This window comes from Caldanaerovirga acetigignens (assembly GCF_900142995.1).
Taxonomy (GTDB): domain Bacteria; phylum Bacillota; class Thermosediminibacteria; order Thermosediminibacterales; family Thermosediminibacteraceae; genus Fervidicola; species Fervidicola acetigignens.
This window is the reverse complement of the sequence record NZ_FRCR01000001.1, coordinates 41,419-54,571: the sequence shown is the minus strand read 5'-3', so window position 1 is coordinate 54,571 and position 13,153 is coordinate 41,419. Positions and strand designations below refer to the sequence as shown.

General features: G+C 44.5%; 10 protein-coding genes. All 10 read right to left on the bottom strand.

The features are described from left to right. The 10 genes from BUB66_RS00285 to BUB66_RS00240 all read right to left on the bottom strand — a co-directional run bounded on the left by BUB66_RS00285 (position 1) and on the right by BUB66_RS00240 (position 13,111). Positions 1-1,116, bottom strand: coding sequence for a zf-HC2 domain-containing protein (locus BUB66_RS00285; RefSeq protein ID WP_073252985.1), 1,116 nt, complete (start codon positions 1,114-1,116; stop codon positions 1-3). Between the two features lie 3 nt (positions 1,117-1,119). Further along, positions 1,120-1,596 carry an RNA polymerase sigma factor SigX gene (locus tag BUB66_RS00280; RefSeq protein ID WP_073252982.1) on the bottom strand — a complete coding sequence of 159 codons (477 nt, stop codon included), beginning with the start codon at positions 1,594-1,596 and terminating at the stop codon, positions 1,120-1,122. 84 nt (positions 1,597-1,680) lie between these two features. Further along, positions 1,681-2,838, bottom strand: coding sequence for an alanine racemase (gene alr, locus BUB66_RS00275; protein WP_244269688.1), 1,158 nt, complete (start codon positions 2,836-2,838; stop codon positions 1,681-1,683). A 31-nt stretch (positions 2,839-2,869) separates the two neighbouring features. Beyond that, the gene (locus BUB66_RS00270; protein WP_073252979.1) at positions 2,870-3,940 is read right to left on the bottom strand and encodes a lipid II:glycine glycyltransferase FemX; all 1,071 of its coding nucleotides are present in this window, start codon (positions 3,938-3,940) and stop codon (positions 2,870-2,872) included. Between the two features lie 140 nt (positions 3,941-4,080). After that, positions 4,081-4,965, bottom strand: coding sequence for a branched-chain-amino-acid transaminase (ilvE, locus tag BUB66_RS00265; RefSeq protein WP_073252976.1), 885 nt, complete (start codon positions 4,963-4,965; stop codon positions 4,081-4,083). Positions 4,966-5,392: 427 nt separating this feature from the next. Next, on the bottom strand, positions 5,393-7,141 hold the full coding sequence (gene pyk, locus BUB66_RS00260; RefSeq protein WP_073252974.1) for a pyruvate kinase: 1,749 nt from the start codon (positions 7,139-7,141) through the stop codon (positions 5,393-5,395). Positions 7,142-7,162: 21 nt separating this feature from the next. Beyond that, positions 7,163-8,122 (bottom strand): 6-phosphofructokinase, encoded by a 960-nt coding sequence (gene pfkA / locus BUB66_RS00255; RefSeq protein ID WP_073252971.1) that lies wholly within the window; start codon positions 8,120-8,122, stop codon positions 7,163-7,165. 15 nt (positions 8,123-8,137) lie between these two features. Continuing rightward, positions 8,138-8,332, bottom strand: a complete 195-nt coding sequence (locus BUB66_RS00250; protein ID WP_073252968.1) for a hypothetical protein — start codon at positions 8,330-8,332, stop codon at positions 8,138-8,140. Between the two features lie 39 nt (positions 8,333-8,371). After that, positions 8,372-11,803 carry a DNA polymerase III subunit alpha gene (locus BUB66_RS00245; RefSeq protein WP_073252965.1) on the bottom strand — a complete coding sequence of 1,144 codons (3,432 nt, stop codon included), beginning with the start codon at positions 11,801-11,803 and terminating at the stop codon, positions 8,372-8,374. 9 nt (positions 11,804-11,812) lie between these two features. Beyond that, positions 11,813-13,111 (bottom strand): DRTGG domain-containing protein, encoded by a 1,299-nt coding sequence (locus BUB66_RS00240; protein ID WP_073252962.1) that lies wholly within the window; start codon positions 13,109-13,111, stop codon positions 11,813-11,815. Between the last annotated feature and the right edge of the window lie 42 nt (positions 13,112-13,153).

Below are 13,153 nucleotides of genomic sequence, written 5' to 3'. Positions count from 1 at the left end.
TCACCTCAAAGATTCGGCTATTTTAAGCATTTCTTCCAGCGGGAGGCTTCCATCGAGGGCAAATATCGTCTGATTGTCCGTCCATAATATTGCGTAATTAAAGGTGTTATCCCCCCATCTATTTTTCACCAGGAGGGCCGGCTTTCCTTTTACTGTTATATCTTCGACTTTGGAATGCTCCGCATCGACGGGGATGGGTATGGTGGCCTGCCAGTTTTCGATTCCGGAAAGCTGCTGCCTTATGTTTTCCGGCAAAAGCGGAAGCTCTAGCATCGCTTCCCTTACGGCGTTTAAATCCACGCCCTCGGGAACCTGGATTTCGGGAGCTCCCACCTGGGTTATGGCGAAGGATTTAAAATTCGCCCTTTCCTCCTCACTTACAAAAGTCTGCCTCACCGTTCCGGTTGTCCTTATCACGAAAGTCTTTCCATCCATTTCTTCTGGAAGAGTCTTTTCCCCACCAAAGGCCATAATAAGCCTGTTTATGCCCTCCACGTCGGGCGTAATTTCAATCTTTTGGGGTTTTTCCACCCCGACGAAGGCAAGCTTATATCCGTCTAGTTCGCCAAATGGCCTAAAATCGAAGTCCACTTTTTCCGCAGCCGATTCAACTTCTTCGGGCTTTATCTCTTCAAAGCCGCCTCCGATGGACCTGAACTTTCCGAATTGCTCCAGGTCTATCTCTTTTATGCCGCCTTCGTTCAGCCTTTGCCTTATCTTCTCTATGTCTCCCGGCGTGATTTTTACCGCCTCGATCCTGGACATCCTGAATACGCCAAGAAAGTCCGCCATCGCATCCCTTACAGGAGAAACCAGCACGGCCGAAAATACGAGCAGCACTCCTGCAAAAGCTGCGACGGCCTTCCCATACTTTTTAATCATATTTTCCGCTCCCTTCCTAATCATAAAGTATTTGTACCGCTTTTTCAGAAATTCCATCGAGGGATTGAAATCTATCGCCAGCTTTTCTTTCGCAAATTCATCTAAATCCTTCAACTCATCCAGCGCATTTTTGCACTTTGCACAAGTATCCAGGTGGGTTTTTACCATTTCCTTTTCACTTTCGTCGAGTTCCCCGTCCAGATACGCCTGCAGTATCCCATCATCATAGCACACGGCTCACACCTCCTCTTTGAAATATTCTTTAAATTTACGGCGGGCCCGGGCTACCAGCGTACCTATGGATGTTTTGTTGACTCCGAGAACTTCTGCAATCTCTTCGTAACTGTAGCCCGAATGCTTCATGATGAGTATCATCCTATCCCTTTCGTCCATCTTTGCGAGCACCTGGCGCACGTAAATCTGTTCCTCCCGAAGGTGAAAGATTTCCGAATCCCTTTTCGAAAGCCAAAATTTAATCTCCCGCTTTTTCCTGTTGTCTTCTCCCCTGAGGTAGTTGTAGGCCAAATTTTTTGCCACCCGGAAGAGCCATGCCCCTGTGCTTCCCTCCTTTCCGGGGGGATTTTGATAAAATTTTAAAAAAACTTCCTGGGCCAGGTCTTCGGCAAGAAAAGGGTCGTTGAGCATATAGAAAAGTTGCCGGTATACCTTTACGTAGTAATTCGCGTATACCTCGCTGTACTCCAGAAAGCCCACCCCCTTTGATTCTTTCCATACATAAAGACACAGCAAAAGGGCAAAACGTGACAAAAAAACGCGGAAAAACCCGCGTATTTTTTGTCATGCTAAAAATCCATTTTCCTCAAGCCTTCCGACGCTTTTTCCTTCCTCCTCGACGATATAAATCTTTTCTGCCCCTTTATAGTAAATGGGGTCGATATTTACGGTGACTTCATCGCCGACTTTTGCTTTTACTCCGGTAAGGTCCACGGCGGTAAGCTGCATCCCTATCCTTCCCAGTACCTTAAGGGGCCTTCCATTTATAAAAACCACGGGCTGCGGTCTAAAAAAGTCCTTTACGTCATGATAAATGTTTTTAATCAAACCGGAAACGGAGTAGGTGTAATTTCGCCTCTGCACTTTCAAGCCCTCGTAGTACCCCACCGGGATAATCCCCACCAGCATATCTTTGGGCGCCCTATAAGTCCTTCCGTAGCCTATATACGAACCCCGCACAAGATGCCTTATCTCAAATATTCTTACCTTCACGCAAGAAGCCTTTTCAAGTTCAACAGATTTGTTTTTGAACATTGTGACGCCGAAAAGCGCTCCTCCCACCCGAACCATGTCCATCCTGGCTTCGGGGAAATCCATGGCCGCAACGGAGCTTGCGGCGTGGCGCAGAGTCACGTTTATTCCGGCTTTTTTTAAGTTTTCAATCACTTTTTCGAAACAAGAAAGCTGCCTTAAGGTATAGTCGCTTTTTCTCGCAAATGCATCCGAAAAATGGGTGTAGGCCCCTTCATATACCAGATTGGTGTAATTTTTTAATTTAACCAGTATCTCGTCCAAATTCTCCAAGCCGAAGCCAAAACGCCCCATACCTGTGTCGAATTTAAGGTGGACCCTGCACAAAGTCCCTTTTCCAAAAGCTGCTTTATTTAAAAGCTCCGCGCTGTCAAGGTTATAGACTGTAGGGGTTATGTCGTATTCCATGAACTTCTCGCAGTCCTCCCGGCAGATAGGTGCCGTAAAGCAGAGTATCCTGCCTCTGACACCAGCCCTCCTTAATTCAATCGCTTCTTTTAGAAATTCGACTCCGAACCACTCCGCCCCAGCCTGCTGCAGGGTAAGCGCTACCTCCTCCAGTCCATGCCCGTAGGCGTCCCCTTTAACGACCGCCATAACAGGCACTTTTACTTCCTGCCTTATCTTGTCGTAATTCCTCTTTATAGCGCTCAAGTTAACTTCCATATATCTTTTTTGAGCATCAAGCAAAGAAAGACCCTCCAACCAATTTATCCGTCGCCTAAAATTTCATCTTTGCTTTTTTAAAAACCAGGGTGAGTTTTCTGCGTAAATCCCTGAAAACCGGCACCCCTTTTTGAAATATCGTGTACCATAATGGACTGAATACGAGGTCGTATTCTCCTACAAATTCCGTAAATTCTCCGCTGAATCCCTTTTTAAACCTGTAAAGCCCGTAAAGTGGGTTTTCGGGATTTAAATCACCCGACACCCCCCGAAAGTCGTAAAGGGTGCACCCTCTTTCCTTGGCCAGCTTTATCATTTCCCACTGCAAGAGGTAATTGGGCATGACGTTTCGGTGCTCGTTGCTGCTCGCGCCGTAAAGGTACCAGCACTTTTGTCCGAAGAAAAGACAGATGATTCCCGCTATCACCTTCCCGTCGTATTCGGCGAGAGCAAGCTCCATAAATCCCTTAGGCTTTAGGCAGTCGTACATCCTTTCAAAGTACTCTAGGCTCCTTACCACGAAGCCGTCCCTGATTCCGGTGATTTCCATAATCCTGTGGAATTCCTTGAGGTCCTCCCGGTTTCCGAGCCTCACCCTCACCCCTTTTTTTTGAGCCAGCCTTATGTTGTACCTGGTCTTATGGTGAAATCTCGCCAAAAGCTCGTCCAACGATGGAGTGATATCGAGACGGAATACGAACCTGGGCTGAATTGCTTCAAAATTAAGAGCTTCCAGGTTTTGGATGAACCCCAGCTTTTTTAAATTATTTACCGCTTCCCGGTCTTTTATACTTATATCGGGATCAATTTTAAGCATTAACGCGCCGTGTTTTTTCGCAAGTTTCTTAACGTTTTCCACAAGAAATCTCAACGTCTCAAAATCGCATACGTCGCAAACGGGCCCTCTGGGTGAATATATCATATATTTTCCGACCAGCGGAAGCGGCCTTAAGAGCAGCAACATCGAAGCCGTTATCCTGCCTTCATCTTCCACCATTACGTGCATCGACCGCCAGTTTTCCTCCTTTACCTGAGCCCATTCCAGACTTTGCAGGATGTGTCCTTTCGGGTGACTCTGTATAAATTCAGTGTATTGATTTTTATCGCCATTGACAATAAATTTCATCTATATAGCTCCTTTGAAATTTATACTTTAGTGTCCAATTGGAGTCTATTTATAATTATCCTGCATATAATGACAAGCGTCAATGATAAATTAAGGCAAGCACAAAACTAAAACCCGGCCTTTGATAGCCGGGTTTTCGATTAACGTGAGGGGTAAATTTCTTCGCCATCAATTTTTACCAGTTCTTTAAAAGCACCGAGCAGTAACTTTGTAACAACGCCTGGCTTACCATCTCCTATTTTCCTTCCATCTACTTTAACTACTGGAATCACTTCTGCTGCAGTACCAGTCAAGAAGCATTCATCGGCTGTATAAAGCTCATACCGTGTGAACAATTTTTCCTCGACCTTAATATTATTTTTCTGCGCCAGCTCGATTATTGCATTCCTCGTGATCCCTATAAGAATCCCTGCATAGGTCGGCGGAGTAATGAGCACGCCATCTTTCACTATGAATATATTGTCCCCAGTACACTCGGCCACGTAATCCAGTGTGTTCAGCATCACGGCCTCCATTACCCCGGCCTGGTTAGCCTCGATTTTTGCCATTATATTGTTCAAGTAATTGAGGCTTTTCATCTGGGGATTTACCCCTTCGGGTACATTTCTTCGCGTTGCCGCGGTGATAATTTCAAGACCTTCTTCATACATCTTTTCGGGATAAAGCACGATTTTGTCGGCTATGCACACTATGGTGGGCTCGTGGCATTTCCTGGGGTCGAGCCCGAGGTCTCCTATTCCCCTTGATACTACTAACCTGATATACGCATCTCTCAGCCCATTTTGCCTCAGTGTCTCTTTCACTACTTCCTTCATTTCTTCCTTCGAAATGGGTATGTCAAGCATTATTGCCCTTGCACCGCTGTATAACCTGTCAATATGCTGTTTTAGGCGGAATACCCTGCCATCATAGGCTCTGATGCCTTCGAAAACACCATCTCCATACAAAAATCCATGGTCGAATACAGAAATTTTTGCCTCCTCTTTAGGATAAAATTTGCCGTTGATATATACTTTGATGTCCATTACTCAAACCCCCTTTATTATATAAATTATAAAATAAAAAATTACCCCCTCATCCCCAGACCTATATTTCCAGGGACGAGGGGGTTTTCCTCGCGGTACCACCCTGATTTGCCCAAAACTCAACGCGGGCCTTCTTTACTTTAACGCTAATAGCGGCTCCGGACTACTCCATTCGCCCGGGCTGTTCGGGAACGACGGGGATAAACAGCTCGGTGCCGGCTTTCACCTAACCCGGCTCTCTTTTACCGCTGCCGATTTACCCCTTTTCCGTCATCACATTTTTCTTTATTAGGCTTTGTAAAAAAACAGCGGCTTTACTCAAAGTGCCGCTTTGTTTCATTTTTAAATTTTAATTTGATATGTATTTTAACACCTAATTTTTTATTTTGTCAAGAGGTGGATGAAAATTTTGTAACTCTCGCCCCACCTACTTTACATCAGCTACACCTTTATAGACCAAACCTCTTTGACAATCTATTGTAACTTGGTCACCCGTTGATAGTTTTTCTGTTGCTCCTTCTGCCCCTACAATTACCGGAATGCCCAGTTCTATTCCGGCTATAGCCGCATGCGATGTTAGTCCGCCTTCCTCTGCTATAATGGCCAATGCCCTCCTTATTACTGGCATGTAATCCTTATCGGTAGAAGTTACAACCAAAATGCAGCCGTCGGGCATGGCTTCGGCTTCTCTAAGAGTCCGTGCAACATGTACAGTCCCATAAATCGATTTATTCCCTATTCCTGTGCCTTTTAAAACCACATCTCCCACCACTTGAACTCGTATAAGATTGGTGGTTCCGCTTACGTAAAGGGGAACACCGGCAGTTATCACCACTAAATCGCCCTTTTTAATGAGGCCGGATTCCAATGCTCCGTTCACCGCTTCTCTAAACATCTCGTCAGTGGAAGTCGTTTCCTTTACCCTGATCGGAAAAACACCCCATACTATCTGAAGAGTTCTGGTTACCTTTTCTCTTGGCGTCACAGCTATAATAGGAGCTGAAGGCCTGAACTTGGCCACCATTCGTGCTGTATATCCCGACTTTGTGGATGTTATTACTGCACTTGCTCCTAGGTCTTTTGCTATCGTATACGTGGCGTGGCTTATTGCATCGGTCACCGTCTTTATACTCGTCTGCCTTTTTACGGCTGTTGCATCCAGCGAAACACTTTCTTCCACTTTTTGAGCAATCCTTGCCATAACTTTAACGGCCTCTACTGGAAAATCCCCTGCAGCTGTTTCCCCAGAAAGCATAATGGCATCTGTTCCATCCATTATAGCGTTAGCTACATCCGTAGCTTCAGCTCGCGTAGGCCTGGGATTTTTTATCATCGACTCTAGCATCTGAGTGGCTGTTATCACCGGTTTTCCGGCCCTATTGCACTTTTCTATGATTATTTTCTGTACCAACGGGACTTCCTCGACAGGAATTTCTACTCCAAGATCTCCCCTTGCCACCATTATTCCATCGGCAACTTTTATTATCTCGTCTAGGTTTTGAACCCCTTCCTGGTTTTCAATCTTGGCTATTATTTGTATGTCATTTCCACCGTTTTCCTCTAGAATCTTTCTTATTGCCAGGACATCTGAAGCCTTTCTTATAAAAGAGGCTGCTATTAAATCAATTTCCATCTTTATACCGAAAAGGATGTCTTCCACATCTTTAGGAGTAACAGCAGGAAGGGGTATTGATTTGCCAGGCAGGTTAACGCCTTTTTTGGAACTCAGCTCACCGCCGTTTAAAACCGTGCACTGGATTTCAGCATCCGAAACTCTCTTTACCTCTAATTCTATAAGTCCATCGGCAAGCAGAATCCTGTCACCCGCATTTACTAACTTCGTAATTTCTTTTAGATTTACGAAAACCCTTTTTTCGTTCCCTTCTACTGGATATGTCACTAAAGTAAACTCCTGGCCTTTTTCCAAAAATACCTTCCCGCTGGCGAAAGTTCCAAGGCGAATTTCCGGTCCCTTGGTATCCAGCATTATGGCAACAGAAGCATTCAATTCCCTCGCAGCTTCACGAATTGCCGCAATTCTCGCCCCGTGCTCCTCATGGGTGCCGTGGGAAAAATTAAGCCGTGCAACATTCATTCCTGCCTTTATCAGCTCTTTTATTATTTCCTTTTTCTCACTGGCAGGGCCGATTGTACAAACTATTTTTGTTCTGCGCATAAATTCAACACCTTCCCCAGCTTATATAGCTAATACGCTCGCCAGGTTGTAAAGTTCCTCGTTCAATGGCTTTTGGGCGGAAAATATTTTCTCCAGGTCCGTGACTATAAGTTCCCCTTTTACCCAACCTATCATTTTGTTGCTAACACCATTTAACAAAAGTTCCACCGCTTTTCCGCCCATCTGGCTGGCGAGTATTCTGTCGAAAGCCGTCGGAGTACCTCCCCTTTGAAGGTGCCCCAGTACTATAACCCGCGTTTCAAGCCCGATTACTTCCTTAATTTTTTGGCCAATCTCAAAAGCATTTCCTGCGCCTTCGGCTAAAATTATTATACTGTGGAGCTTGCCGCGCTTGTAACCGCTCATTATCTTGTCACAAACATTTTTTATCGTATAGGGCTTCTCCGGGACAAGGATAGTTTCAGCTCCACATGCTACTCCGGAATAGAGGGCGATGTGCCCCGATTCCCTCCCCATAACTTCTATAATGAAGGTTCTTTCGTGGGATGTAGCCGTATCCCTTATCTTGTTGACGGCTTCAACCACTGTATTGACGGCAGTATCGAAACCTATCGAATAATCCGTAAACGGAATATCGTTGTCGATCGTGCCCGGAATGCCTATTGTTGGTATTCCTCTGTTTGCAAGTTCCGCCGCACCTCTGAAAGACCCATCTCCGCCAATCACCACGAGCCCTTCAATTCCGAGTTGCTTTATATTATTTACAGCTTTTTCCATACCTTCTTTTGTCTTAAATTCTTCCGAGCGGGCGGTCCTCAAAATAGTGCCTCCCCGGTGGATTATATCTCCGACAGACCCTAAGCTCATTTCTATGAAGTCGCCGGCCAAAAGTCCTGCGTAACCCTTTCTGATGCCATAAACTTCCACGCCATTATATATGGCGCTTCTGACAACCGCCCTAATAGCAGCGTTCATTCCCGGCGCATCTCCGCCACTTGTCAGAACTCCTATCCTCTTCACATTATTCTCCCCTTCTTACAGATTTTTTTCCAAAATCATTTTTTGAGCTTCTTCCGCCTCAGATTCCGGCACTAGGATTTCTATATAACATCCCCGCCTTTTGCTCTTCATTATCTCCTTCGTTTTCACCAAAAATCCTTCTTCTTTCAAAGCGTTGACCACTTTATCCGCATTTTCTTTGTCGGTAGCCATGTACACTACAGTCCACATCTCCGGGGCCTCCTTTTATTGTTTTATTATTCTCAAGCCTCAAATCGCCTTTTCTATAAAAAGGCAGTTTTGAGGTCCAATGATACTGCATATTTTTTTGGAAAATTCCTCAGAATAATTCACATAGTAGCTTTTGTCAACCAAAATCGCTTTCAGACTATTTACAATATAAATTGTAACAGGGATATTCCCCGGATGCAAAAGGAAAAACTCCTTCAAGCTTTCTATTTTTTCATCTATTTTTCCATTATACTCACTCAACGAAATGACAAGTACTCCCTCTTTTCTCTTCTCTAAAGGCTCAATTTCTTCTGCAATCACTTTCGGCGTCTCTTCTTCCTTTAAATCCACCCTTCCTCGAATCAATATTTTGCTATCCTGCTTTAGTTCATCGGTAAACCTTTCGTATACGCTCGGAAATGCAATAATCTCAATCGACCCTGTCAAATCTTCTAGTGTAATGAAGGCCATGAGTTTTTCATCTTTCGTATATTTTATTTTTATATCAGTAATCATACCGCCGACTATGACCTGCGAATTGTCTTCGATATCGATCTCATCCCCTTTAAGATCACTGCTTTTCAATGTGGTTTTCCTGTTCAAGAGGTCTTCGAACTCCCTAAGGGGATGCCCGCTTATGTAAAGACCCAAAACTTCTTTTTCCATCGCGAGCATCTCATTTTGAGGATACTCCGGAATATCGGGTAATTCATCTCTTATCGCTTCTCCATCGTCAATCATCTCAAAAAGCGAAAGTTGGCCTTTCATCGCTTGTCTTTGATTTTTCTGCACCCGGCTTAAAACATCATCGAAAGCTCTTAAAAGCTGAGAACGCCTGACACCCAACGAATCAAAAGCTCCGCTTTTGATAAGGCTTTCTACAGCTTTTTTATTTATTTCAGCAGGACCCATTTTTTCACAAAAATCGCTGAATGAAACAAATCTTCCTTTCTCTTCCCTGCACTTTATTATGGCCCTTGCCATGTTTTCTCCTACATTTTTTACAGCGGTCAACCCGAACCGGATTTTACCATCCTTTGCTGTAAAAAACTCAAAACTTTCATTGATATCAGGGGGAAGAACTTCGATTCCTAAGAGTCTACATTCTTCGATGTAATGAGCTACCTTGTCGGTGTTGTGCCTAACACTTGTGAGCAAAGCCGCCATAAATTCCACTGGAAAATGGGCCTTTAAATATGCGGTCTGGTATGCAACCATTGCATAGGCAGCAGCGTGGGATTTGTTAAAACCATACCCTGCAAAATACGAAATCTCTTCGAATATCTTTTTGGCAGTTTCTTCGTCTATGCCGTTGGCGATGCATCCCTTTATGAAGGAGCTACGCTGCGCCTCCATAACTTCCTGCTGCTTTTTACCCATGGCTTTCCTCAAGATATCGGCTTGGGCCAGGCTGAAACCTGCAAGCTCCTGGGCTATTTTCATAACCTGCTCTTGGTACAAAATTATTCCGTAAGTTTCTCTCAAGATGGGCTCCAATTTGGGATGAAGGTATTTTATATTTTCCGGGTTGTTCTTGTTTTTTATAAATTCGTCGGCAGCGCCGCTTCCTAAAGGGCCGGGCCTGTAAAGTCCTATGACCGCTATTATGTCTTCAAAACGCTCAGGTTTCAACTCCTTTAAGAGGTTCCGCATACCGGTGCTTTCAAGCTGAAAAACGCCTGTTGTCTCACCTCTGCCCAGCATCTCATAAACTTTTTTATCGTTTAACGGAATTCTTTCAAGGTCTACTATGATCCCCCGTGCTCTTTTTACTAGTTCCTGCGTATCTTGTATCACTGTAAGCGTCCTTAATCCGAGAAAGTCCATTTTCAAAAGGCCTAGTTCCTCAAGAGCAGTCATGGTGAATTGGGTGGATACTGTAGAATCCCCCACCTTGTGTAGCGGAACAAGTTCAACCAGAGGTCGGCTTGAAATTACTACGCCCGCTGCGTGGGTAGAAGCGTGTCTGGGAAAACCTTCCAAAGCTTTTGCTGTGTCTAAAAGTTTTCTCATCCTCTCGTTTTCGTTGTAAAGCCTTTTAAGTTCAGGATTTAATGTCAATGCTTTTTCAATCGTCATACCCGGCTCCATAGGAACCATTTTGGCCACAGAATCCACTTCGCTATAAGGATAACCGAGAACCCTGCCCACGTCTCTAATGGCCGCCCGTGCCGCCATAGTTCCGAAGGTCCCAATTTGTGCGACTCTTTCGGCACCGTATTTTTCGACTACGTAATCAATGACCTCTTGACGTCTTTCGTAACAAAAATCCACGTCTATATCTGGCATCGTCACCCTTTCCGGATTGAGAAACCGCTCAAAGAGCAGGTTGTACTTAAGCGGGTCCACATTGGTTATGTATAGGCAGTAGGCCACCAGACTTCCGGCGGCAGAACCCCGGCCTGGTCCTACCATTATGCCGTTTTTTCTAGCGAAATTCACAAAATCCCACACTATTAAAAAATAGCTGGAATAACCCATTCTTTTTATTACATCCAGCTCGTAGTCGAGTCTATTCCTAAGTTCAGGAGTAACCATTCCATATCTCTTTTTGAGACCGTCGTAGCAGAGTTTTTCTAGATAAGAGTCTTCTGTAAAACCTTCGGGGACATCAAAGCGGGGCAAGTGTGCCTGTCCGAATTCGAGTTCCACATTGCACCTTTTCGCAATCCTCACGGTGTTATCCACCGCTTCCTTTAGGTGCGGGAAAAGCCCCCTTATCTCTTCTTCTGACTTCAGGTAAAACTCTGAGGAATTAAATTTTAACCTGTCTTCATCCCTTATGGTTTTTCCGGTTTGTATGCACAGCATGGCATCGTGAAACTGCTCGTCCGACTTCATGATGTAATGGACATCGTTTGTCACAACAAGCGGGATGCCGGTTTCTTCGCTCAACTTTATAAGCCCGGAATTTACCAATTTCTGCTCTTTTAATCCGTGGTCTTGAACTTCTAGAAAAAAATTACCCTCTCCGAAGATATTTTGAAATTCCAAAGCTGCATTTTTCGCTTTTTCATATTCTCCGTTTAGAATATATTGAGGTATCTCCCCAGCAACACACCCGCTCAAGGCGATGAGGCCTTTGCTGTGTTTTCTTAAAAGTTCTCTATCTACGCGGGGTTTGTAATAATATCCTTCAAGAAAACCCATAGATACTAATTTAACTAAATTTTGGTACCCATTTTTGTTTTCCGCAAGAAGCACCAAATGATACTGGTCATCATCTATACCAGGCTTCCTGTCGTTAATAGTTCTCTTTGCCGTGTAAACTTCACAACCAATTATAGGTTTTATACCCATCGATTTCATTGTCTTATAAAAATCTATTACTCCGTACATCACGCCGTGATCCGTAATGGCCATTGCATCCATCCTAAGTTCTTTTGCCCTCTGCGCCAATTTCGCTATGTCACATGCACCATCGAGCAGGCTGAAATTCGTATGAACGTGCAGGTGGACAAAGCCGGCCATTAAAGTCACCTACCTGCCTAAAACTTTAACCGACATTATCGCTTTTGCAATCAAATCTCCGCCGCCAATAAGACTTATCTCTACCTTCCCGGACCTTCTTCCTATTTCGATAATATCTGCCTTTATTTCTATCTCTTCATCCAACTGTACCGAACCTGAAAAGTAAACCGTAAAGCTGTCGGGGATAACCTCTGGCCGCTTTTTGCTTCTAAATGCATTGATGCCAGCGTTGACCATGGCGTTAATCAGAGAACTGTGACTTGGGACTCCATAAGGGCTCAACATAACTGGTCCTGTCTTGCCCTGAAGTCGCACTCCACTTTCGGTTTTAAATACATTGAAGTGGTCCATAATCAGGCTATCCACCGTTTCTGCAATCTGCGGCTGAAGGCTCAAACTGCGAAAAGCCTTTATGGTGTCCTGGCGGCTTATAACTCCTATAAGCTTTTTATCCTCTACTACGGGGATGAGCTCGATTCCTTCCCAGACCATGAGATGGGCTGCATGTGCTACCGGTGTTTCAGGACCCACCGTTATGGGGTCTTTCGTCATCGCTTCCCTTATCGATACTTCATCTTTTAAATCAGCCACATCGTTGGTCGTAACTATGCCTATTACCTCGTTCTCACCGTTAATAACAGGAAACCTGCTGTGGCGGGTAGCTCTTACCAATTTTTTCCAATCGCCTACTGTTGCCTTTTCATCGAGATAATAAGGGTCTTCAACCATAACGTCCCTTACCCTTACCACATCCTTCCTCAACAGCCTGGTAAAGATGGCCCTGTTTATTATGGTGGCCACCGTAAAAGTATCGTAAGGCGATGTGATGAGCGGCATCCCCTTTTCATCTGCCAGTCTCACCACATCTTCTTCGGCTTTAAATCCACCGGTAATGAGAACCGCAGCCCCCATAGTCAGCGAAAGGAGCTGAGCTTCCTTTCTATTACCTACAATTAACAAATCTCCCGGCTCGATGTACTGTCGCATTTCATTCACTTCCATAGCCCCTATGAGAAACTTTTTAAGAGGCTTATGAAGGCCTGAAGTTCCTCCAATTACGCTGCCGTCTACTATATTGACCACTTCGGCATACGTCAGTTTCTCTATATTTTCTTCATCAGTCTGCTCTATTCGTATAGTTCCTATCCTCGGTATAGTTGAGACAAGACCTTTAAGCTGAGCATCTTTTATGGCTCGGTATGCAGTGCCCTCACTGACATTTAGTTCTTGTGCAAGCTGCCTCACCGATATTTTCGAGCCTACTTTTAGGTTTTTGATATATTTTATTATCTTATCGTGTTTTGTCATAAATATTCCCCCGCCGGAGGTTTTTATTAAGCCCCGGCCATT

Excerpts from the sequence above, each read along its gene's own strand:
- BUB66_RS00270 (WP_073252979.1), bottom strand. The coding sequence starts at position 3,940 with ATGAAATTTATTGTCAATGGCGATAAAAATCAATACACTGAATTTATA.
- ilvE (WP_073252976.1), bottom strand. The coding sequence starts at position 4,965 with ATGGACATCAAAGTATATATCAACGGCAAATTTTATCCTAAAGAGGAG.
- pyk (WP_073252974.1), bottom strand. The coding sequence starts at position 7,141 with ATGCGCAGAACAAAAATAGTTTGTACAATCGGCCCTGCCAGTGAGAAA.
- BUB66_RS00250 (WP_073252968.1), bottom strand. The coding sequence starts at position 8,332 with ATGTGGACTGTAGTGTACATGGCTACCGACAAAGAAAATGCGGATAAA.
- BUB66_RS00245 (WP_073252965.1), bottom strand. The coding sequence starts at position 11,803 with ATGGCCGGCTTTGTCCACCTGCACGTTCATACGAATTTCAGCCTGCTC.
- BUB66_RS00240 (WP_073252962.1), bottom strand. The coding sequence starts at position 13,111 with ATGACAAAACACGATAAGATAATAAAATATATCAAAAACCTAAAAGTA.